The sequence below is a fragment of the Pedobacter gandavensis genome (assembly GCF_014172405.1).
In the GTDB taxonomy this organism is placed as follows: Bacteria; Bacteroidota; Bacteroidia; order Sphingobacteriales; family Sphingobacteriaceae; genus Pedobacter; species Pedobacter gandavensis.
Window position 1 is genome coordinate 37646 of the sequence record NZ_WNXC01000007.1, and the last position, 22777, is coordinate 60422.

The 22777-nt window shown below is 41.1% G+C and carries 18 protein-coding genes; 3 read left to right on the forward strand and 15 right to left on the reverse strand.

Annotation, left to right across the window (positions count from 1 at the left end):
* Positions 1–71: 71 nt before the first annotated feature.
* The 9 genes from GM920_RS17400 to GM920_RS17440 all read right to left on the reverse strand — a co-directional run bounded on the left by GM920_RS17400 (position 72) and on the right by GM920_RS17440 (position 13067).
* The gene (locus GM920_RS17400; RefSeq protein ID WP_182959850.1) at positions 72–1436 is read right to left on the reverse strand and encodes an aldehyde dehydrogenase family protein; all 1365 of its coding nucleotides are present in this window, start codon (positions 1434–1436) and stop codon (positions 72–74) included.
* Positions 1433–2149, reverse strand: coding sequence for a gamma-glutamyl-gamma-aminobutyrate hydrolase family protein (locus GM920_RS17405; RefSeq protein WP_182959851.1), 717 nt, complete (start codon positions 2147–2149; stop codon positions 1433–1435). Before GM920_RS17405 ends, GM920_RS17400 begins: the two co-directional genes overlap by 4 nt.
* Before the next feature lie 30 nt (positions 2150–2179).
* The gene (locus GM920_RS17410; RefSeq protein WP_182959852.1) at positions 2180–3328 is read right to left on the reverse strand and encodes an iron-containing alcohol dehydrogenase; all 1149 of its coding nucleotides are present in this window, start codon (positions 3326–3328) and stop codon (positions 2180–2182) included.
* A 10-nt stretch (positions 3329–3338) separates the two neighbouring features.
* Positions 3339–4697, reverse strand: coding sequence for a glutamine synthetase family protein (locus GM920_RS17415; RefSeq protein ID WP_182959854.1), 1359 nt, complete (start codon positions 4695–4697; stop codon positions 3339–3341).
* Positions 4694–6010: an ethanolamine permease gene (gene eat / locus GM920_RS17420; RefSeq protein WP_182959856.1), complete on the reverse strand. Its 1317-nt coding sequence runs from the start codon at positions 6008–6010 to the stop codon at positions 4694–4696. Before eat ends, GM920_RS17415 begins: the two co-directional genes overlap by 4 nt.
* A gap of 60 nt (positions 6011–6070) precedes the next feature.
* A complete protein-coding gene (locus GM920_RS17425; protein ID WP_182959858.1) occupies positions 6071–7633 on the reverse strand; it encodes a SusD/RagB family nutrient-binding outer membrane lipoprotein in 1563 nt (520 codons plus the stop codon).
* A 23-nt stretch (positions 7634–7656) separates the two neighbouring features.
* Complete coding sequence (locus tag GM920_RS17430) at positions 7657–10989, reverse strand: SusC/RagA family TonB-linked outer membrane protein (protein WP_182959860.1); 3333 nt, start codon at positions 10987–10989, stop codon at positions 7657–7659.
* Positions 10990–11280: 291 nt separating this feature from the next.
* The gene (locus GM920_RS17435; protein ID WP_182959862.1) at positions 11281–12402 is read right to left on the reverse strand and encodes a FecR family protein; all 1122 of its coding nucleotides are present in this window, start codon (positions 12400–12402) and stop codon (positions 11281–11283) included.
* Between the two features lie 71 nt (positions 12403–12473).
* Positions 12474–13067, reverse strand: coding sequence for an RNA polymerase sigma factor (locus GM920_RS17440; RefSeq protein ID WP_182959864.1), 594 nt, complete (start codon positions 13065–13067; stop codon positions 12474–12476).
* A 311-nt stretch (positions 13068–13378) separates the two neighbouring features.
* On the opposite strand from GM920_RS17440, the gene GM920_RS17445 reads away from it, so the two are divergent.
* Both GM920_RS17445 and trxA read left to right on the forward strand, forming a co-directional pair.
* Positions 13379–13675 (forward strand): Dabb family protein, encoded by a 297-nt coding sequence (locus GM920_RS17445; RefSeq protein ID WP_182959865.1) that lies wholly within the window; start codon positions 13379–13381, stop codon positions 13673–13675.
* Between the two features lie 151 nt (positions 13676–13826).
* On the forward strand, positions 13827–14117 hold the full coding sequence (gene trxA / locus GM920_RS17450) for a thioredoxin (RefSeq protein ID WP_182959867.1): 291 nt from the start codon (positions 13827–13829) through the stop codon (positions 14115–14117).
* 16 nt (positions 14118–14133) lie between these two features.
* Here the strand turns inward: trxA and GM920_RS17455 are convergent, their stop codons facing one another.
* The 4 genes from GM920_RS17455 to GM920_RS17470 form a co-directional block, all read right to left on the reverse strand.
* A complete protein-coding gene (locus GM920_RS17455) occupies positions 14134–15843 on the reverse strand; it encodes an ArnT family glycosyltransferase (RefSeq protein ID WP_182959869.1) in 1710 nt (569 codons plus the stop codon).
* A gap of 12 nt (positions 15844–15855) precedes the next feature.
* A complete protein-coding gene (locus GM920_RS17460) occupies positions 15856–16266 on the reverse strand; it encodes a GtrA family protein (RefSeq protein ID WP_182959871.1) in 411 nt (136 codons plus the stop codon).
* A 237-nt stretch (positions 16267–16503) separates the two neighbouring features.
* Complete coding sequence (locus GM920_RS17465; protein WP_202986141.1) at positions 16504–17682, reverse strand: glycoside hydrolase family 130 protein; 1179 nt, start codon at positions 17680–17682, stop codon at positions 16504–16506.
* Between the two features lie 9 nt (positions 17683–17691).
* The gene (locus tag GM920_RS17470) at positions 17692–19521 is read right to left on the reverse strand and encodes a sodium:solute symporter family protein (protein ID WP_182959873.1); all 1830 of its coding nucleotides are present in this window, start codon (positions 19519–19521) and stop codon (positions 17692–17694) included.
* Positions 19522–19683: 162 nt separating this feature from the next.
* On the opposite strand from GM920_RS17470, the gene GM920_RS17475 reads away from it, so the two are divergent.
* Positions 19684–20562, forward strand: a complete 879-nt coding sequence (locus GM920_RS17475; RefSeq protein WP_235964569.1) for an AraC family transcriptional regulator — start codon at positions 19684–19686, stop codon at positions 20560–20562.
* 18 nt (positions 20563–20580) lie between these two features.
* Here the strand turns inward: GM920_RS17475 and GM920_RS17480 are convergent, their stop codons facing one another.
* Both GM920_RS17480 and GM920_RS17485 read right to left on the reverse strand, forming a co-directional pair.
* Positions 20581–21270 carry an MCP four helix bundle domain-containing protein gene (locus GM920_RS17480; protein WP_182959875.1) on the reverse strand — a complete coding sequence of 230 codons (690 nt, stop codon included), beginning with the start codon at positions 21268–21270 and terminating at the stop codon, positions 20581–20583.
* 24 nt (positions 21271–21294) lie between these two features.
* Positions 21295–22731, reverse strand: coding sequence for an ATP-dependent DNA helicase (locus GM920_RS17485; RefSeq protein ID WP_182959877.1), 1437 nt, complete (start codon positions 22729–22731; stop codon positions 21295–21297).
* Between the last annotated feature and the right edge of the window lie 46 nt (positions 22732–22777).

Genomic DNA, 22777 nt, shown 5'->3' on the forward strand with positions numbered 1-22777 from the left:
CATTAAGTTGCCTTCAAAACCGATAGGCAACTTAATTACCCCATACCAGCCATGATAACTGACAGGTATTTTTATTTCCTCAGGTGCCAGGCCTTTGGTTTCGTAAAAGCCCTCAATCCCTGGTGAGAAAGCGTAGCGCCAAACCCGGAATGTTTCCTCCCAGACCATGGTAAACCTGCGCTTACCCGATCGCAACAGTTCCAATACCCAGATCCGCTATCGATACTAGCAAGAATTCGCTGCGCACGATCACCATCAGCTGAATACACCGCAGCAGTTAATCCATACTCCGTGTCTTTCATCAGGGCGATCGCTTCCTCATCGTCTTTCACTTTCATGATGCCGATAATAGGGCCAAAACTTTCTTCCCGCATCACTTTCATCTCATTGGTCACATTGGTCAGTACCGTTGGCTCGAAATAATGGCCTTTCCCAGGCCTTCTTTTCCCCCCACACAGCAATATTGCTCCTTTTGATAAAGCATCCGCCACCTGATCCTCTAAAACCTTTAACTGCTCCTTCCTCGTTAAAGCAGCAATATAAACCACCTCTTCTGTTGGCGCACCAATTTTCCAGGACGCTACTTCTTTCAAAAATGCAGCTTCATAATCCTCATAAACATCCTCATGAACATAAATACGCTCCACCGCACAGCAACTCTGCCCATTGTTATAAAAGGCCCCATCTGCCGTCCCTATGGCTACTGCAGCCACATCCGGTACATCATTGGCCACATATAAAGGATCCTTCCCTCCTAGTTCCAGCTGACAAGGCACCATTTTAGCAGCCACCTTTTCATAAATATATTTTCCAGTGCGGTAGGAACCTGTAAAAAAGTAACCATCAAAATCAAGGTTTAGCAAAGCCTCCCCTGTTTCTTTAGCACCGATCGCCAATTTAAAAATACCATCGGGTAATCCCGCTTTTGTCCAAAGCCGTTCAATTTCGAACCCTGTTAAGGTTGCATATTCAGAAGGCTTATAGAGTACTGCATTTCCAGCAATTAATGCCGGAACGAATACATTTACACCAACCAGGTAAGGATAATTCCAGGCGGAAATATTACAGATCACCCCTAAAGGCTCATAAGAAATCTTTTCCTGAAGCTCCGGGGTATCGGTGATCCATTCCTCCGATAGATACCTTTCCGCATGCGTGATCATCCATAAAACCCGGGTTCTTGCGCCCTTAATCTCATTCCTGGACTGCTGAATTGGTTTTCCGACCTCGGCAGTCAATACGCCCGCCAATGCCTCCATTTCTAAATCCAACAAGTCATAAAAACGCTGTACGACACTCAGTCGTTCCCCTAAACTTTTCTTTGCCCATTTTTTCTGTGCCAGGTGGAGTAAATCATACTTCTCCTGCAAAATGGCCAGGCTGTCTTCCTGAACGGTCTTTATTATTTCTTCGGTAGCTGGATTTATGATATTCATTTTTGATGATTTCTTACTTCCTGAATAAATTGTTCTTTAATCTTTTGAGAGAAAGGCTCAATTTCCTTATCCTTCATTCTTTCCGGATGCCATTGCACAGCAAGCATAAAACCATGGTTTTCCTTGTCCTTATACTCCAATCCTTCCACCATACCACTTCCAGAAACAGCATACGCATTGATCATTAAGTTTTCCCCAAGGCGATCTGGATTCACTGCCTGATGGTGTGCACTGTTGACCATACCCTGTGTTTCCCCTGCAATTTCTGCCAATAAAGTCCCCTCCAGCACCTTTAACTCATGAACTTTATCCAATTCACCTTTCTTGTGTACTGCATTTTCGGGTTCTCCAATGTCATCAAAAACAGCTCCTCCCTCCAAAATATTGATGTACTGCATCCCTCTGCAAATTCCCAGTAATGGTAATTTTTCCCTTTTCGCAAACTCATAAAGCTTACGTTCAAACTCATCTCTTTCTGGCGAGAATAATGCTGGTCTGTAAGGGTAGTCTTCCACCCCACCGGAAATGGCAGGGGTCACATCGATCCCTCCAGTCAACACAAAACCATCGCATTTTTCGATGTCCTCCGTATTTCCCTTTTCAAAAGAAAGTTCCAGCAATTCCAGATCTTCTGCTAATTCAGTAGCAGTAAACCAATTCCAATAATTCTGAAAACCCGCTTCTGTAAAGCTAATTCCTATCTTTTTCCGCATGGATCAAATCATTATTTATCATATTAAAACTTAATAGGCCTTTAAATACAAGGCTTTAAAATCTTCCCTGCTCACTGGTTTAGGATTATTCGGATGTGCAAAATCAGCAAAAGCGAGATCAGCCAGGGTATCTATATGTTCCATTTTCACCCCAATCTCTCTCAAATGATGTGGGATTCCCAAAGTAGAGTTGAGCCCGGAAAGATACCTGACTACCCCTGCTCCGTTTTCATCTTTCAAACCTAAGGCTTTAGCGATTCGGATAAATCTATCTTCAAAACCTGCAATATTAAACTCCATTCCATAAGGAAGATTTACGGCATTTGCCAAGCCATGATGGGTATCTAACAAAGAAGAAAGCGGGTGTGCAAGAGAATGTACTACGCCTAAACCCTTTTGAAAAGCAATGGCCCCCATCATCGATGCCAACAGCATTTTACTCCGACTTTCTACATCCGGGTGGTGGGTAGCATTGACCAATGCATCTTTAATTAGGCCCATTCCTTCTATGGCAATCCCATCGCATAAAGGATGGTAATTTTTAGCGAGGAAGGCTTCCATATTATGGGTGAGGGCATCCATTCCGGTGGCTGCGGTAATGTGTGGCGGAAGATCCATCGTCAACAAGGGATCTGCAAACACAATTTTAGCCATCAGTTTTGGAGAGAATAAGATCTTCTTTTGATGCGTTTCATCATCAGAAATGATCGCACTCCTACCTACCTCACTCCCTGTACCGGAAGTAGTAGGAACGGTTATAAAATGAGGCACCTCATTGGTTACAAACACATCGCCACCGATCAAATCATCGTATTTAAATAAATCTTCGCGATGGTTTACCCGCAAAACAATAGCTCTGGCCACATCCAACGCCGCACCACCACCGATTCCAATCACACTATCTCTGGAGTCCCCATCCCAAACTTCGGTTCCTTTATAAACATCACTTTTAACAGGGTTCTTATGAATATCAGAAAAAACCGTTACCGAAAAACCTTTTGCTTTTAGATCTTCGACAATCGTGTTAAAAAAGGGTAAGCTTGCCACAATCGGATCGGTCACCACTAAAGGACGACTCAAGCCATTGGCTTTCAAATAAGCGGGCAATTCTCTAATTGCACCTGCACCAAAACGAATGGTAGTCGGGAAATTAAACTGATGGATTTTATCAAAAATCATGGCTGGCGTTTTAAATTATTTCAAAATATCTTTTCATTTCCCAATCGGTCACTGCCTTCGCATACTGCTTGCATTCCCATGCTCTGGTCTGCGTGAAATGCGCTACGAATTCAGCACCGAATAAACTGACTGCCAAAGGTGATTCCTTCATTTTCTTCGTAGCCTCCTGTAGGCTACCTGGAAGTACACCATTGGAAATATCCAAATATCCATTCCCTTCTGTAGCGGCCTTAGTTAATACCAGGTTGTTTTTGATCCCATACAATCCTGCGGCCAAACAGGCCGAAAGCGCGAGGTAAGGATTGGTATCTGAGCCCACCACCCTGGTTTCCAAACGAGTCGTCTTTGAATGACCCGGTAAGGCTCTTAAGGCTACTGTTCTATTGTCAATTCCCCAGGTCAATGTGGTTGGTGCCCAGGCTCCTTCCACCAATCTTTTATAGCTGTTAATGGTGGGTGCAAGCATGGGTAAAATATAAGGCAGACAATATAATTGTCCGGCAATGTAAGCCTTCATCAGCTCAGACATTTTATCAATATCCTTGTCTTCATAAAACAGGTTATGCTTACCTTCTTTATCCCATAAACTCTGGTGTACATGCCCACTACAACCTGGCAGATTTTCATTGATCTTTGCCATAAAAGTGGCCATTATCCCATGCTGATAAGCAATTTCTTTTACTGCGGTTTTAAATAAAACCGCCTGATCTGCCGCTTCCATTACGCCCGCATATTTAATCGCGGCCTCATAAACCCCAGGGCCTGTTTCGGTGTGTAATCCTTCAATAGGAACCCCAAATTTGCTGAGGAGTTCAAACAGATCTGACATATAGCTATTTTTAAGACTGCCACGCAGGATAGAATAGCCGAACATTCCAGGTGTTAGGGGTTCCAGGTGCTGGAAATTCTTCTGATGGGCAGATGCTGGTGTCTCTGCAAAATTGAACCATTCAAACTCCTGAGAAAAATAAGGCTTAAAGCCTAATTCTTCGGCTTCAGCACGAATCTTATGGAGCAATTGCCGTGGACAAGTATACAATGCCTGATCATGTTCATCAACGAAATCACCTAGAAAAAACGGCAGTTCATTTTCCCAGGGAATCTTACGAAAGCTCTGTAAGTCTAATTTCACCTGTGCATCCGGATAACCAGTATGCCATCCGGTAAACTTGACATTATCATAAGCCGCATCACCCATATCCCAGCCAAAGGTTACATCGCAAAAGCCCATTCTCCCATCCAGGATAGACAGAAATTTCTCTATTGAAATGTACTTTCCTCTCAATACCCCATCAATATCTGCAACGGCTACTTTTACTTTCCCGGAGGGATGTTGTTTTACATAAGCTAAAATTTCTTCTGTTGTCATTGATCTGCAGATTTAAAAGTCCTGTATAATAAAAAAGCAACCGCTAAAATGGAGAAGTAAATTAGTCCAAGTTTAGGGTTAAAAATAAACATGGCAATGATGGATATACTGGCAATAACTAAAGCAATGATTGGAAACAAGGGATAAAACCGCAATCGGAAAGGCCTTGGCAAATCCGGTTCTCTTTTCCTTAAAATCATGATGGAAATCATGGAAAGGATGTAAAGTGTTAAGGCGCCAAATACGGAAACAATGATGATTTCTGAGGTTTTTCCGGAGAGCAAAGCTAGAATACCGATCAGCATATTACCAATCAATGCATTTGCAGGAGTATGAAATCGGGGAGAGATTTTCCCTAAAAAAGAAGGGATATGATGCACCCGTCCCATCTCATAGGTAGAGCGTCCCGCTGCCAGAATCAAGCCATGAAAAGAAGCAACCAATCCAAATAAGCCAACCGTTATCAGCAAATGATACATCAGATGATTACTCCCAGTGATTTTAGCCAATGCCAGGGGCAGCGGTGAATCGGAAGTCTCTCCACTTACGCCATTCTTATAAACGATCGCTTCCCAACCGGCAATTCCTGTTGCGGCAATAAAAACCAGGACACACAAAATTGCTAAGGTAAAAATTGCCCAGCCAAAACCTCTGCTGATGTCTCTTTGTGGATTTTTTGTCTCTTCAGCGACATTGGCAATCCCTTCAATTCCCAGAAAAAACCAGATGGCAAAAGGAAGCGCAGCAAATACACCGCTCCAACCATTTGGTAAAGCATGGTGTGTCAGGTTTGCCATTTCAAATTTTGGGAGGGCGATTCCTGAAAACAACAGCAACTCTCCAACTGCAAAAACGGTGATGATGACCTCAAAAGATGCGGCAGCTTTTACACCATAAACATTGAGTGCGGTAAAGATAAAATAGATAGAGATGGCACTCGTGAGAATGGGTACCTGGGGAAAGAAAGCATTAAAATAGGCACCGATGGCAAATGCGATTGCCGGCGGTGCCAATATAAATTCAACAATTTGGGCAATACCGGCTATAAAACCGATATTTTGCCCCATTGCTTTGTTTGCATAATCGAATACTCCTCCTGCTTTAGGAATTGCGCAAGCCAATTCTGCGTAACTAAATGTAAAAGTAATGTACATCAACATGATGGCAAGCGTGGCAATTGCCATCCCGCCTGTCCCTCCTTTTTCAAGGCCGAGATTCCATCCGAAATACATCCCGGAGATCACATATCCTACGCCAAGACCCCACAACATAAAAGGAGTCAGTGTTTTCTTTAAACCCTTACTTGGCGTCATAGGCGTTTACATTTTAGCGTTTTACATGAAATTACTGTATTATAAATATAACATAAAATCTTACTTTAAGATCCACATGATTTGATTCACATCATCATTTCCACCATACTGGCTTTGAACAGCTGCAGATACGTTTGCTGAGTTATAATCCAGTTCATTTCCAGGGTACAACCAACGTAATGGGAAATTGGTAGTTGGTGTGTTTAAATTGGTGTTGCTGTTTAACGTAAACACTGGGTAACCAGTTCTTCTGTTTTCCATCCATGCGCTAAACTTTCCACCTTGTAAGAAATTAGCGAGATATTTTTGGGTAATGATCTGTTCAATTTGCTGTGCAGGTGCTCCTGCAAGCGCTACACCGGCAGAAGCAGGAAAAGCATCAATATAAGCAGCTTCCATTTTCATATTGTGGTTGTAGTCTACCACATCCGGAGTACTGATCGCAACAAAATTCATCGAGCTACTGATACCCGCAGCATAGTAAGTCTGTGCTGAGGTACCCGTAATCCATCCCCTTACATTAGCTTCAGCCAGGATAAATTGTTGGTCCCAATAACTGAACAAACTCACTGCTTCTGCATTTACCAATTGCACATAACGGTTATTCAAATCTGCATAATCTTTTCCCACTCTACGTGTCTGCAAGCTAGAGAAAGCATCTGAAGGTTCTACACCTGGATAAGCATTGTAATCTGAAGCCAAAAGTCCGGCAGTAATTTTCACTGGGGAAGGTTTCGCATAATAGAATAAACGTTGATCCTTATTGGCCTTCATTGGTGCCAATAAAGTATTGGAAAGCATCGTATAATTAGACTTCACGAATGAATTTCCAGAACCTGCCGGCACATCAGACCATGGATAATTCTGTCCGGCAACATTGTTGTAAGCCAAAGCAAAATTATCTTTATAATCACGCATTAATGGGCGGTTGGCAACGATATCTTTAAAGCGCTCGATCACTTTTAAATCTGCATCAGCTGTTTTCTTATACAAATTCATCAGCACATGAAGTTCAAAACTATTGGTTAACCTTCTCCAGCTGTCTACTTTACCGGCATAAATTGGATCACCGTCAAAATTCGCACCTTCGGAAAACAACTGATTCGCTTGATCCAGCTCATTTAAAATCCCTAAAAAGACCGTCTTTTGCGTATCATACTTTGGCTGTAACACCTTTTCACTTTCTCCTTTAATCGCATCAGTATAAGGGATATCTCCAACTTGCATACTCGCTTGAAAAAACTGCCATGCTCTGATAAAATGACCCAGGGCCTGATAAGATTTCCTCAAACCTTCCGTGGTCGCATATTTTTCCATTGGCGGAATATTACGCAACAAAGTCAGACGTCCAAAATCTGCTCTACCCAGTTTATTGTATTGTAAATTTTCCTGACCTTCCCCCCAGGTGATGTACTTCCCTAAAAGAAAAGGCTGCATAAATGCTTTCTGAGTACCAATTTCATTTCTGGTAATATTCAGAATCATACCTGTTGCCAGGATCGAAGAACTTACTTCTGTGGTTCTGTCCGGGTTTGAATTGATGTCTTCAAACTTCTGGCAACCAGTACCCATCATTGCCAACACTGGCAGAATCGATATATATTTTAAAACTCTAGTTTTCATATGAGTATATTTTTATTTAATGGTTAGAAGCCTACTTTAAAATTGAAACCCAACATCCGTTGTGATGGTGAATTCAGGTTCTCCGTATCTACATCCGGATCTGAGTATTTAAAATTGGTCCACATCCATAAGTTCTGTCCCGTCACAGAGAAGGAAGCTCTTTTTAACCCTAATTTGTTAATGAATTTTGGTGAGAAACTATAGCCCAGCGACAACTCACGAAGTTTCACAAAAGACTCATTCTGAATCCCTTTATCGCCACCTCTAAATTTCTGTGCATAGTCCTGATAACCTACTTGTACATCATTTGGTGCATACACACGGGTATCACTCACTACCTGACCATATTTATCAAAAACTACTGCTCCTGAAGTCACTTTAACCCCTTGACCCACGAAATTATTCTTGCCGTTTACGACCTGATCATAACGATACTGGTTATCAGAATCAGGATTTGTTCCGGTATCCCACATCTTATCATACATGTAATTGTACATCAGACCACCAATACGACCATCAACATTTACATTCAGGTTCCAGTTTTTGTACCGGAAACTATTGATGAAACCAAAACTAAAATCAGGTTCACCATAGCCATATTTTTTATTGTAATCACTGTTAACCGGAGAACCGTTATTGAAAATGATATTACCTTGAGGATCTCTCAACCAATAATTCGCTTTATAAGTATCCAATCTTTCTCCTTTTTTAGTCCACAAATCATCTGGAGAATATAAAGGATCTAAATCAACATAATAGCGGTGTTGTTGTGCCCAGTTCATGGTTGCATACCATTCGAAATCCCTGCCTTTAATCACCGATCCATCTACTGTAATCTCAATACCACGACGTTCATAAGTTTCTTTAGTATTGACAATTGCCATACTGAAGCCACTTGAATTAGGTAAAAATGCCGTATTACTACCCCCTGACAAATCTGTTTGTCTGTTGTAATAATACTTGTTAAAATAGGCAACATCGAAATGAAGGCGTTTCTTAAACAGGTAACCTACTGCACCGATTTCCCAGGTGCGCTGCGAACTTGGCAATAAGCCATCACCCAACAGGTAATTAGGATAACTACCAGAGTTTAGTGTATTCCATGCGGCTGTAGTTGTGCTATATACACTATTGATGGCATAAGGATCAAATGCATTTTTAAAGATGGTCCAGGAACCACGAACTTTAAACATATCTACTACTTCCGGGAATTTCACCAATTCGGAGATCACGACACTGGAACCGATAGAAGGATAAAAATAATCTCTTGACGATTTCGGCTGTGCGGAATTCCAATCATTTCTTCCGGTCACATCTAAGAATACAGCGTCATTCCAACCAATGGAAGCACGTCCGTACAAACTATTGATTTGTCTGGCTTTATGGTATGGCGTAACAGTTGGTGGCTCGATAGAACCTGCCAATGAAAAGAAGGTTGGAGAAATCAATCCGTTTTTAGTCGTAGACCTTAAACCCTGATCTGCATAATAATAAATAGTTCCACCGGCAAGCGCGTCAAATGACCATTTATTCAATTTCTTTTTATAGGTTAAAATCAAGTCATCATTGGTACTGTACCCAGTGGTGTTATTGATACTATACATTCCCCTTGCATTCCATCCCCCTCTGGTAGAGAAGATATTTGCCGTAGGGTTACGCATCGTTTCTGAGTTGTTATAGTTGTCATAACCCAAACGCAACATCAGGTTAAAGTCGTCATTAAACTTATAATTTGCCGTTACGTTTGCATTAACGGTATTCTCCGTTTTGCCATTTAATTTCTCATTTGCAATCAAATAAGGGTTGTCATACCAGTTGGTATACATCCAGTTTTGAGTTTTATTAGGAATTACCCAGTAATCTTTATAATCACGGATATCATATTCGGTACCAGTCCACATCACCAATTGATAAAGGTAACCCTGGTTGTCATAGCCACCACCCCATACTTGCGGTGCATCGCGTCTACTCAAACCAAAATGACTTTCAATTTTAAATTTATCATTGATTCTAATTTCTCCACCGGAAGTAAAATTCAGCATGTTCAGCTTCTGATTTGGAAACTGTCCTTTATTATAAATATGGTTTAATCCGATTCTGAAACTTCCATTTTCACCAGTCTGAGCGATAGAAACATTATTATTGGTGATGATACCCGTATTCATGAAGTTCTTCAGGTTGTCTTTTCCTACAGAAACCAAAGGACGATTGTCTTCGAACTGCTTGGTAGCCGGATTCCAATCTCTGGCGGTATTACCTGCGTCTAATTTTGGACCCCAAACATAGTCATTGTCGATCACCCCATTTTGTCCACGTCCATAAGAACTCTGCACTTCCGGAACAGCCAGATAGCCCAACTGAAACATGGTGTTGCTATTGATATCAACAGCAAATCCTTTACCAGCAGCTCCTTTTTTCGTGGTAATCAATAACACACCTCCACCAGCACGTGAGCCGTACAAAGCAGAAGCCGTAGATCCTTTTAACAGGTCCATGCTTTCAATATCATCCGCAGGAACATCACGAAGTGTCATGTTACCATAAGGCACTCCATCAATAACCAATAGCACGCCTTCACCTCTAAGTTCCAAAGCTGGCTTAGCATTAAATTCCGTAGAATTCTTCACCACCAATCCGGCAACCTGTCCTGTTAAGGAAGTACCAAGATCGACACCTTTCACGGTCTGCACCTTATCACCGGCAATCTTCTGAACGGCATACCCCAATGATTTCTCAGAACGTTTCACCCCTAAAGCAGTTACAACTACCTCACTAAGGTCTTGTTTTTGCGCCTCCAACACAATCGTCATTACCGTAGTACTTGAACTCACGGTAACTTCTTTTGTGGCATAGCCCAGGTACCTGATCACAAGTACATCTCCTGTTTTTGCATTGATCACAAAATCCCCGGATGTACTCGAAGAAGCACCGTCTTTTGTGCCTTTAACAATGATTGAAGCTCCTGGCAAAGGATTACCTTCGGTATCCACTATTTTCCCTTTGATCTGCATCATGGCAACCATTGAATTCATGGTTAAAGGTTCAGCAGCCATACTCTCCAAGGTTTTCTTTTTAATCACCACTGTTTTATTGAGGATCATATAAGAGTACGGGCGGTTTTTGAAAATTTTGCTTAATGCATCTTCCAGGCTAGCATCAGCCAGTTCAATACTGATCAAGCCTTCTTGCTTAATCATTTTATTATTGTAGAAGAAAGTATAACCACTTTGTTGTTTTATGCTTTCAAAAACTGCGTTGAATGTGCTGTTTCTTTTCGAAAGTGTAATTTTTTGTGAGAACCCATCAGCTGATACCTGAAGGCAGCAAAAGAAGATTAAAATTACGGTGAGTTTCATGGCCAATATGGTCTGAGTTGAGCATAGCCGCCTCAAAAGAGGGGCTTTACTACATGAGTTTAATTTCATATTTTTGGTATGTTTTGGTTTATTCATTAATTATCCAATAAGTTTTTTTTGAGGTCAACCGGAACAGTGTTCCTATCTGAGATGATCGGATGGGCGCTAACAGGGCCCTGTTGCGAGCAGGGTCCTGTTTATTCCTTCATCACAGTGTTGCTATTGAGTATTTATCTTTTCATAAGCGAATGGGATTGGGTTAACAATTCGGTTATAGGATGATCATTTATTTTACTTTTTAACGATGAGTTTATGGCCATCAATCTTAAACTGTGTCCCTTCAAAAGACAACATTTTAAGGACTTCGGATAATTTGATCCCTCTTGGGATATCCCCCATAAACTCGTCGTCAGGTCGGTCTACTTCATATACAATGTCTACATCATACCAGCGCGACAATTGTCGCATTACGGCATGAAGGTTATCTTTTTCGAAATGGAAGAAGCCATTTTTCCAGGCCATCACTTGCTCAATATTTGCCTGACTAACTTTCACATTCCCTGCACCATTTTTAGTTACATTGGCTTGCTCTCCTGGTTTCAATACCATCATATTTGCTGCAAAAACTTTCACACTACCTTCCAATAAGGTTGTTTTCACTTCCTCCTCATCCTGGTAAGAATTGATGTTAAAGTGTGTCCCTAAAACCTGCACTTGCTGGGCACCTGTGGAAACAATAAAAGGAAGTTTCTTATTCTTTGCAACTTCAAAATAGGCCTCTCCTTCCAGCTCCACTTTACGTTCTTTTAACTGAGTAAATGTGGTTGGGAATCTTAGAGAAGATGCCGCATTGAGCCATACCCTGGTGCCATCAGGAAGATTCACCTGGTATACCCCACCTCTTGGGGTACTGATGGTATTAAAAACAGGCTGTTTCGTATCGGATGCGATCACACTATAGACCAATTCTCCGTTTTTACTTTTTGAAATCCTTACCCCACTTTGCTTGGCGAGTTCGCCATTATCCGCGTCTGTAAGGGAAATTTTTGAGCCGTCGGCTAAAGTCAGCGTAGCCTTATTGCCACCGGGATCCACATCATTCAGACTGGCCCTTAAATCATTGGTATTTACAGCGGCGTATTTTTGAAAATAAAAATATCCACCAAAAGAGAGCATCACTAAAATGGCTGCTGCTGCCACAGCCTTAGGCCATAAGAACCTGACCTTCTGCGCACGATTAAAATCCAATTCATCTTCTTCCGTGATTTCCAAATCCTCATTCCATGCCATTAACAAGTGATCGTCCAGTTCACCGGTTTTCACCAATTCGGCAAAAAGTTCCAGCTCCTGATCGTTCAGTTGTTTTTTTAGGTAACGCTGCACCAAAGTTTCGTAAAAATCGCTTTCTTCCATAGGATGTCCCTTCAAACATTAAGACAATATGGAGGGGGCTATAGGGTAGCTGAAAATTATTTATTTTTAAACTATTTGAGGAAGACGGTTAAAAGGATGCTGAGCGATATCCCAAGGTCTTTTTTTACGGAGGCACTTAATATTTTCATGGAGCCAACCATGTGGTTTTTGACTGCATTTCTAGAAATCCCCAAGGCGAAAGCTACCTCATCATAGCTTTTTCCTTCCTGCCGACAAAGTCTAAATATCTCTCTTGTTCTTAATGGCAATTCTGACAATGCTTTTTCCAGGTAATGCAGATATTCTTTACTCAACAGTTCTTCTTCAGTATCATTCCTTTGTTCTACAAAGCAATTGATCACTTCGGCCATAGCAACATCAGAACGCATTGCTTTTTTAAGGCTGTTTAAGGTATGATTTCTTGCCATAATTAATAGGTAAGCTTTGATCGAGCGAACCTCAGAAAGTTTGGATTTATGCTGCCAAATTTTTATAAAAACTTCTTGAGTCAGGTCTTCAGCCAGGTCTGAAGAATTTACAAATCTTTTGATATAGGTAGAGATCACCCTACTATAACGGTCATAGAGTTCCGAAAAAGCAGACTCCTCCCCTGCCATTAATTTGGCTTGAAGCTCTTGGTCGGAAATGGTCTGTTTTGTTGGCATTTGGAAATCCCCGAAACTAAATTATCAAAATTAAATCAATGTAACCTCAATGTTTTGAAATTAACAATTCATGGAATACAAGCTCAAAATTCTGCGCTTATTAAATCTTGGAGAAATATTTAATTTGACTGTAGCGTTTAGACCTTCCTTCCCGTTTCTATAATTGCACGCTAGATTAAGTTACCGGAGGAAGGTCCCATACCTTTCTCCGGTTCCTTTTCCCATCTTCAGGCTTCTTGTAGCGGGGGAATATTCAAATCCAATACGCTGGCAGCATACAATTCCCTATATTTACCAAAAAACCTTATTATATGTTAGCTCATCACGTTTTATTCTGGCTAAAAGCCGACACGACCGAAGAACAAAAAGCCGCTTTCAGAGATGGCCTTGAAAAATTAGAAGCAATCGAAACGGTAGAAGCTTTCCATATCGGTACTCCTGCTCCGATTGACCGTGCAGTAGTAGACACCACTTATACTTTCTCCTTAGTATTGTTCTTTTCAGACCTTGCCGGACACGATGTTTATCAGGTTCATGAATTGCACAAAGCATTTTTGGATGAATTCCGTGGTCTTTTTGAAAAAGTAATCATTTATGACGCACATTAATTTTTAATGGTGGCTGGTCAATTGCATTACAAAATTACTACACCATAAAATCCTTAACCGGAGAAAACCAAAATCCCTGCTGGGCTGTTTTTCTCCGGAATACCCTATAAATGCTTTCCTTTAAAAACATCAAGCCCTTAAACAAACAGCTATGAGTGCATTTCAAGAATTGATTCAATCAGGTACGCCAATACTCGTTGATTTTCATGCAGATTGGTGCGGCCCCTGCAAAACCATGAATCCAATCGTTCAGGAAATTGCAAGAATTACCAAAGGCAACGCCCGGGTTATCAAAATTGACATTGATAAGAATCCGGCCGCAGCTAACAAATACAATGTCAGGTCAGTACCGACATTCATGGTCTTTAAAAACGGTGAAATCGTTTGGAGACATTCCGGTACGATCGATCAAATGACCTTATTAAAGCAACTTTCTATTTAACCGCTACTGCTGTCATTTAATGAACTTCTGCCTTAATCATATTGCTATTCCTGGCTCCCGAAAAAGGGTCTGTTCTTAAAGAAAAGATCAGTTTATACATACCTCCTTCTTTAGGCCCCAGGATTTCAGCGTTCAGCACTACCGATTGTTTTGCAGGAATCCTCAGTTTTTGCAAGTTGGCTGCTTTGACCAATCTGAACTCAGAGAGATCCGGGCCATTTTTATAGCCATACTCCAAAACACAAGGCCATTTTTCGCCAGCATCATTCCCTAAGTAAATATCCTCATCATAAGGATTGGTGATCCGGAGCTTTAATACTCTAGGCTGATTTTTCCCAAGTAGTACTGACTTTTCTACCGGATTAACTGAGACCTTTTGATATAGCCTTACCGAATCAATCCAATTGCCATAATACAGACCTTTTGAGGTCTCCAACGTATCCTGACCAGCTAAACCTTTGCTATCTCGTCCAACCCAATACACTCGCTTATTTCTTAAACTGTCCTCCAACGACCAGATATCGTATTGATTTTTGCGGTAATTACGGGAATTATAACTAAAGCCTTTTGTGGTACGGTTGTAATAATTGTACTTTGATGGCTCTTGAAAACTATCCATAAAGATCACCGGTGCATCTCCTGCCTTTTCCTGAATTTGTTTTGCCCAGGTTTCATTGCCAAAATAATAAGCCACACTTTTATTCTTCATCAAGAAAGGAATAGGAATCAACAAGACCAATCTGGCGATCAATATCAAGGCGATATTGGCAAGTGCCAGCCTTTCAAACCATTTAGGAACGGTTCTGTTTGACAAATAAAGATAGGCTAGAATAAACAGGCAAATCATGCCTGGTAAAGTCCAATGTGCCTCTACCCTACCTTTAAAAGTACTGAAGAAGAAAAAGATGAATATCCCAAAAAAGTTAACTTTAATCGCCCTGATAAACGTATCCGGGGTTTTCAATACCACTGCAGCGCGATACAAAAACCAACCCACCAATGGGCCTGCTAATGCCAACTGAGCCAGCAAATATTCCGTTGTAAACTTCAATTTATAAAAAGCTGCAGAACGATCTATCACATGATAATAAAATGAAGGGTAATTGTTTTCCATTTGCCAATAAATATGGGGAAAGAAAGCCAAGGTGGCTACCCCTACAATCAGCCAGAAAGAAGGTCTTTTCAGCAGGCTCAGGTTAGAAAGAATCGTAAATAACAAGACTAAAATCCCATGGTATTTACTGTACAACAAGCAAGCAATCACCAATGCCAACAGCAAAGCCCATTTCAACTGATCTGAAGCCAGGTATTTCTGATAGACATAGAAAAATAAGATGGTAAAAAAGAATAAAGGCGCATCAGGAGTGGTAATGAACCCATAAACATGGAATAGCAGCACAGCACTGAACAACAAGATAAAGAGCTTGATATTTTCGCCATAAGGCTTCACAATTTTCCAGAGAAAAAATACGGAAAGAGAGCTGCTGATCACGGTTAGGAAACGCATCCCCAAAGTGGAAGGCCACAGGAAATCTCCAATTTTAATAAATAATGCGACCATCGGTGGATGGTCAAAATAACCCCAATCTAAGAACCTGGAGTACATCCAATAATAAGCTTCATCAGGATGAACCTCTACAACACTGGCCTGAATGATGTTTAATATCGTCCAGATGCCTAAGAAAATAAACAATATTTGTTCAGGACTTTTTTTTGTTTGCAGCATGAAGCGTTGGTTTTAGCTAGAGAAAGTATATAGGTAATTGGCGAAAAAGTTCCACAGGGAGATCACCACAATGGCACAGGCTTTGGCCACATAAAAGTTCCATTTCAATTTATCATGAAGCAGATAAATGAGGATATTACTGAGGAATAAACCCACCAACGCAATCATAAAAAACTTACTAAACTGCGTGATGCTGGCTGCTGCATGGTCTTCAAAAGTCCAGTTGCGATTAAGTGTATAATTGGAGGCCGTAGCGACCGTGAAACCCAATGAACTCGATACGTATTTATGGATTTTAAGCTTTTCCTTACAGACATAAGTAATGCCAAAATCAATAGCCAGACCAGAAAACCCAACCACACCAAATCTGATAAACTTATACAATAAGGTCTGGTTAAATTCAATCAGGGCAAGGTTCATCATAGCAATAGAAATCTGTACGTGCCGCAAAAGTACATATTAATTTCATTTATGAAAGATTCTGGTTTGGTCGGGAAGAAGGTTAACTCCAGTAGCAGTTGAGTAGGAGTTCCGAAGGAGTCCAATAGGCAAAATGCTACATCAACCCAAGCGCAACTCTTACCATCCTCCTACTATACCCTATTCCAACCTGCACTTCTTCCCGACCACAACCCTAACTCCTCCTAAGGAGGAAACCGATTACAATCTCTCGTTTTCTTTATTCTGATCAATTAAATGATGAATACGTTGTACTGTTTCCGCAGATCTCAAACCATCTTCCTGCGTATGCAACACATAATCCAACAATTGATCTATCGTACTTGTGGCCACATGAATCCTGGAATCTGAGGCCGCATAATAAATAAACACCCTGCCATCCTCATCCGCGATCCAACCATTGCTAAACACCACATTAGACACATCACCAATTCTTTCCGCTCCTTCTGGTGCAATAAAATATCCCGCGGGTTTATGGATTACCCGGCTCAGGTCATTGAGGTCTGTCATGAACACATACAGCACATACCTTAATCCCGCAGCTGTATTTCTAACCCCATGAGCGAGGTGCAACCAACCATATTTCGTTTTAATAGGCGCAGGTCCCTGACCATTTTTGGCTTCGTAAACCGTATGATATTCCTTTTTATCGATCAGCAACTCTTCAGGAATCTCTGCATTTTCTATAGATTCAGAAAGGCCAAAAGCAATTCCACCACCATTTCCTGCTTCGATAAAAGAATCTTGCGGCCGCGTGTAAAATGCATATTTACCGGAGACAAACTCTGGATGAAGCACCACATTTCGCTGCTGTTGAGAGCTCGTTTTCAAATCTGCCAGGCGCTCCCAGGTTAACAAATCTTTACTGCGGATAATTCCACACTGTGCCAAGGCCGCTGATTGATCTCCTGGGGATGCCGAAGGATCTCTCCTTTCCGTACAAAACAGGCCATAAACCCAGCCATCTTCATGAGCGGTTAGCCGCACATCATACACATTGGTATCCGGCAAATCTGTTTCAGGAATGACGACGGGGTATTCCCAGAATTTAAACTGATCAATACCATTGTCGCTTTCCGCAATGGCAAAAAAAGACTTCCTGTCACTCGCCTCCACTCTGGCCATCAGGAGGTATTTGTTATTCCACTTAATCGCACCGGCATTAAACACCGAGTTGATACCAATTCGTTCCATCAGGAAAGGGTTACTTTCTCTGTTCAAATTATAACGCCAATAAAGCGGAGTATGTGCAGCGGTTAAAACCGGATTTTCATATCGGTTAAAAATACCATTTCCTAAGTTTTCAGATTTGTTTCTGCGCGTAAGTAAAGACTGATGGGCTAGGGAGAGCTCCTCCAGTCTTTTGTCGTAATCCATCATATAGTTCTATTAATCTTCGAGTTTATTCCACCAGGTTCTTTTCAGGATGAATACAATGACTGCCAGTATGGCTATTGTAATCATCAAGGGCATTTTCATCATTAAAATCAGGTACATTGGCAGCAGGGTGAGGCAAAGCTGTGCAATAATGCCCAGTACCACATTGAACATATCCCTGCCAAAATTTTTATTCGCCTGAAAGGATGGATCCTCTTTTAAAACCAGTTGATGAACAGGTTTCCAAAATCCCCAGGGCCGAACAGTTCGGTAAAAACTTTTAAGCGTCTCTTCGTCTGTGGGCGGAGCCATATAGGTTCCAATTACTGAACCTGCCAGGGAAAGCAGGAATAGCAATGGGAAATAATACAGGAATTCTACTCCTGAAAAGAACCTGGTAAATACCAGGGCGGCGATGATTCCGGTAAACATTCCCCAGAAAAAACCGTTGGAATTGAACCTCCACCAATGCCATTTCAAGACATTTGCAGCAATATATCCACCATACAAAGCAGATACGATCCACTGCAATACACTATTCACATCCCTGGCAAAGAAGCCTAAGGTTATTCCAACTACAACCACCAATACCCCTGATAAATAATTCATAGAAATGATCTTTTTATTTGAGGCTTCAGGGTTGATGTATTTGAGATAAACATCATTCACAATATAGGCTTGAGCTGCATTCAATGTTCCACTAAAAGTCCCCATAAAAGCCCCTAGAAGACCTGTAAGCACTAATCCGAATAAGCCAACCGGTACAAAACTATGGATACTTGCCGGCAAAATCCTTTCATAATCTATCGCGCCATCCAATCCTTTTAAGTTCATTTGGTCATAGTAAAGAATCCCCAAAACCGTTAGACCCACAATAAGTGAATAACGGATTGGCAGCAATACAATAGAGACAAACCCACTCATTTTACTTGCTTCTTTAGGAGATCTGGTGGACAAGATTTTTTGCATATCATAGTTTGGTGGCGGCCCGGCTAAGGAAGCAAACACCCCTTTAAACAGCATCATCATAAAGAAAATGCTGAACAATGAATAGCCATCGCTTTCTATTTTTTTATTGACATCATTGATGATACCCGTCCAGTCGAGCTCCAAATGCGTTCCGAAGAAAGGACTATCCCAGCCTTTTGGCACATTTAGATGCTGACCGTTCAGGTTAACCATCGCAATTACGGCAATGGAAATGCAAACAACCGTCATGATGGCGTACTTGATCATGTCGCCAAACACGATCCCATGCATTCCTCCCAGAATAGAATAAAACATGGCAAAAAGCGTGAATATAATACCATAAAAATGAGGCACATAATGCGGGGAAACTTCAAAAGGCACATAGGCTTTTACAAAATCCCAGGGAATAAAAATCTCTACAAATTTACCGAGCCCGATGAAACCATAGGCCAGAAAGCCCAGGCAACTCAGCAGCGCAAAGGCAACTACCACTTTATGAGAAGCGCCCACTCCGCGTCCTTTCAATCCAAATCTGGTAGAAAGCCATTCTGCACCCGTAGTGGCATTAGAGCGCCGCAACCATTTCGACAAATACATCATCAGAAAAACCTGATTAAATACCGGCCATAGCCATGGAATCCAGATGCTTTTCATCCCATAGACAAAGCAGAGACTCACCATCCACATGGTACCACTAATGTCAAACATATCCGAGGCATCACTCAACCCCAGCTTATACCAAGGCAATGATTTGCCTCCCATGATATAACTCTGGTTATTTTCTTTCGCCTTTTTACGATACCAAAAGCCAATAATGATCGTACTGATCAGATAGGTGACGATGATGAGGACATCTATGAGTTGAAACTTCATAAAATCAAAACTATACTATTTTCGCATATAGCTTCAATACTTTTTTAACAATTAATTGTATTCACAGAACAAAAAGACTCATTAACACGTCATTAATACTACTTTCGATTAGTACTATTTTAACACAAACCTAATTCATTACCGTACAATTGTTATATTTATATGATGGGCAATAACATAGTCAGGGAAATCACCCCTTTAACGCAGAGCGATTGCTTTACGATTTTTTCCAGGACAAAAAAGGATTTTGACTTTCCTTTACATTACCACGAAGAGTATGAATTGAATTTGATTTTACATGCGAAAGGGGCTAAAAGGATCGTCGGAGATCATATTGAGACCATAGAAGATGCGGAATTGGTTTTTATAGGTCCGAATCTGTACCATGCCTGGTTTACCCATCAATGTAAAAGTGAAGAAATTCTGGAGATTACCATTCAATTTCACAAAGACCTGTTTGATGATCGTTTACTCAAAAGAAACCAGTTAAGCTTCATTGCCAATATGTTTGACCGTTCCCAAAAAGGGATTTTATTCTCGGCGGATACAATTGAGCGATTGGTTCCTAGAATTCTTTCTTTAAGTCAGAAGAAAGGTTTTGATTCTGTTTTAGAGTTATTTTCCATCTTACACGACCTCTCTATTTCCAGGAATATACGCACGCTATCAAACTCTAGTTTCAACAATGAACAGTTCAATTACAACAGTCGCAGGATAGAAAAAGCCTTTGATTATATGAATGCGAATTACAATAGAGGGGTTTCCCTGGAGGAGGTAGCCAAAGCGGCAAGCATGCCAGAAGTATCCTTCAGTAGGTTTATTAAGAAGAGAACGGGGAGTACTTTTATTGACAGTCTAAATGAGATCCGCTTGGGACATGCCACAAAAATGCTAATTTCCAGCACACAGACAATTTCAGAAATCGCTTACAAGTGTGGATTCAACAACATTTCTAACTTTAACCGCATTTTTAAAAAGAAGAAAAACTGTACACCTAAAGAGTTTAGAGACAGTTTTTCCGGTACCCGTTCCTTTATTTAGCTGGGATCTGCGCTTTACCTAGTTCATATTGAACTTATCATTTCTCACTTGCACCACATTGGATGCAGAAATAATCCCGACGACCAGAATTCCGATCAAAACTGCCAGGGCAATCTGCAAGGTCGAATAAAGCTTACTTCTGGACACCATAGATTCAGAGCTCTGAATCAGCTCCTTCCCTACCTGCGTCTGGATGATCATCAATTCCGTGAGCTGCTGCAGCGTTTTTCTAGAAGTCGCTCTTCCTACAGTCTCATAAAGTTTTCGTCCATCTTCGATGCTATGACTGTCACTTAAAGAAATCACATGTTGTTCTGCCGCTATAGAATTGATCAATCTAACTTTCAATTCTTTCAATTGCTCCTTTTCCTGCTTCACAAGAAAGGTCTTTTCATATTTTTTCATCAGTGAATCAATCGTGGAATTGAAGTTCTGAAACTGACTTTTTAGCAAACCGATATCCTTCTGCTCCGGATTCCCGGAATATAGGAAACTATCCAGGGTATATTTCTTTGCAAAGATGTTTTCTGCAATGTAAAATAGGTCTGTTGCAGGGATTAAACGATCATTATACATGGACACGAAAGATTCATTCATGCTTTTCACACTCTTATCTTCCAAAATTCTGATCAGAATCATACAGGCCATAATCGCAAACAGAAAGGTAGCGATTTTCATTTTCTGTTTTAAAGAATAGGCAACTTTCATATCGTTTAGGTATTTAGCGTTAAGTTAATCTTCTATAGGGGAAGCAAAAAGGTTTGGAGCAAAATTTACTAAAAATAATTCTCTTTTTGCCCTGGTTACACCAGTATACAACCATCGTAAAAAATCCAGGTCAATCATTTCTTCTGTTAAATACCCCTGATCGACGAATACAGCTTCCCATTGCCCACCTTGCGCCTTGTGACAAGTTACTGCATAGGCAAATTTAATTTGTAGGGCATTGTAATATGGATCTGCTTTAATCGCATTGAAACGTTCTCTTTTATTGGTCAGGTGTTCATATTCGACATTTAAAGCTTCAAAAAGCTTATTTCCGAGTTCATAAGAAAGATTGGGTGTTTCTGCGGTTAAAGTATCGAGCATGACTTTACAGGATATTTGTCCGGCGTCCGGGAAATCCAGAAACTCGAGTGCTACTTCTGCGAAGCGGAAGCCGAAACGTTCTTCTGTGCCCCTCACCCTTACAATTTTGGCCATATCACCATTGGCGATAAATGCCGCAGATTCATTGTCTGGAAGCCAGAAATAATTGTTCTTAACCACCATGATCTGGTCACCCCCGGTGAGCTCTTCTTCGCGATAAAGTATTCTTGCACGGATCTGCTGATTGTATACATTTGCTGATTTATTAGACCGACAGACCACTAACGTATTCTCCATACCAAATTTGCTATAGGCGTATTCTAATCCCTCAACCAGCTTAAGACCGGTCATTCTAAAAATATCCTTATAACCTGTCGTCATAAATTTAGGCAGCTCAATCTCATCCGCCTCTTCTGAGGAGCCTTCATTGATCAGTCTCCGCAGCATGGTGGCATTGGCGAGAATTCCGGATTCCTTCTCTTGTCGCACAACCTCCTGAAGCTCTACGGCGCGTACTGACATCCCAAAATTACCCGCTACATATTCCTTATTTAGCGCTGGGCTATCCATACTTCCTACTGGTGGCAACTGTGCCGTATCTCCGACAAAAATTGCCGCACAGTTTTTTTGGTTGTATACATATTGCATCAAATCCCTCAAAAAGGAAGAACCTGTTTGGGTATTCCATTCGTCGGCAATCATAGAAGCCTCATCAATGATGAACACCGTATGTTCTGCCAGATTTGGGGCAATCTGAAAAGACAGATCTGTAGATACTGCAGATTTTTTCCTATAAATCCGCTTATGAATTGTGAGGGCTTTACGCCCGGTATAGTTGCTCATCACCTTGGCCGCGCGCCCTGTAGGCGCCATCAACACCGCTTTAAAGCCAAATTTCGGTAATGCTTTAACTAAGGCGCCAACAGAAGTGGTTTTTCCCGTACCGGCATAACCCCTCAATATAAAACACTGATCATCTAAGCCTTGGCTTAAAAAAGCCGCCATTTCCTGGCAAAAAACAAGCTGTTCTGCCGTTGGTGTAAAGGCATAAGACTGGGCTATAATTGATGCTTTATCCATTTAACAAAGATGCAATGGTGATGTTATAGAAAAAAGGATTAATTTT

What these genes read in the sequence shown, in the direction of transcription:
- GM920_RS17400 (WP_182959850.1), bottom strand. Translation starts at nt 1,436, where the DNA reads ATGAATATCATAAATCCAGCTACCGAAGAAATAATAAAGACCGTTCAG.
- GM920_RS17405 (WP_182959851.1), bottom strand. Translation starts at nt 2,149, where the DNA reads ATGCGGAAAAAGATAGGAATTAGCTTTACAGAAGCGGGTTTTCAGAAT.
- GM920_RS17410 (WP_182959852.1), bottom strand. Translation starts at nt 3,328, where the DNA reads ATGATTTTTGATAAAATCCATCAGTTTAATTTCCCGACTACCATTCGT.
- GM920_RS17415 (WP_182959854.1), bottom strand. Translation starts at nt 4,697, where the DNA reads ATGACAACAGAAGAAATTTTAGCTTATGTAAAACAACATCCCTCCGGG.
- eat (WP_182959856.1), bottom strand. Translation starts at nt 6,010, where the DNA reads ATGACGCCAAGTAAGGGTTTAAAGAAAACACTGACTCCTTTTATGTTG.
- GM920_RS17425 (WP_182959858.1), bottom strand. Translation starts at nt 7,633, where the DNA reads ATGAAAACTAGAGTTTTAAAATATATATCGATTCTGCCAGTGTTGGCA.
- GM920_RS17430 (WP_182959860.1), bottom strand. Translation starts at nt 10,989, where the DNA reads ATGAAACTCACCGTAATTTTAATCTTCTTTTGCTGCCTTCAGGTATCA.
- GM920_RS17435 (WP_182959862.1), bottom strand. Translation starts at nt 12,402, where the DNA reads ATGGAAGAAAGCGATTTTTACGAAACTTTGGTGCAGCGTTACCTAAAA.
- GM920_RS17440 (WP_182959864.1), bottom strand. Translation starts at nt 13,067, where the DNA reads ATGCCAACAAAACAGACCATTTCCGACCAAGAGCTTCAAGCCAAATTA.
- GM920_RS17445 (WP_182959865.1), top strand. Translation starts at nt 13,379, where the DNA reads ATGTTAGCTCATCACGTTTTATTCTGGCTAAAAGCCGACACGACCGAA.
- trxA (WP_182959867.1), top strand. Translation starts at nt 13,827, where the DNA reads ATGAGTGCATTTCAAGAATTGATTCAATCAGGTACGCCAATACTCGTT.
- GM920_RS17455 (WP_182959869.1), bottom strand. Translation starts at nt 15,843, where the DNA reads ATGCTGCAAACAAAAAAAAGTCCTGAACAAATATTGTTTATTTTCTTA.
- GM920_RS17460 (WP_182959871.1), bottom strand. Translation starts at nt 16,266, where the DNA reads ATGATGAACCTTGCCCTGATTGAATTTAACCAGACCTTATTGTATAAG.
- GM920_RS17465 (WP_202986141.1), bottom strand. Translation starts at nt 17,682, where the DNA reads ATGATGGATTACGACAAAAGACTGGAGGAGCTCTCCCTAGCCCATCAG.
- GM920_RS17470 (WP_182959873.1), bottom strand. Translation starts at nt 19,521, where the DNA reads ATGAAGTTTCAACTCATAGATGTCCTCATCATCGTCACCTATCTGATC.
- GM920_RS17475 (WP_235964569.1), top strand. Translation starts at nt 19,684, where the DNA reads ATGATGGGCAATAACATAGTCAGGGAAATCACCCCTTTAACGCAGAGC.
- GM920_RS17480 (WP_182959875.1), bottom strand. Translation starts at nt 21,270, where the DNA reads ATGAAAGTTGCCTATTCTTTAAAACAGAAAATGAAAATCGCTACCTTT.
- GM920_RS17485 (WP_182959877.1), bottom strand. Translation starts at nt 22,731, where the DNA reads ATGGATAAAGCATCAATTATAGCCCAGTCTTATGCCTTTACACCAACG.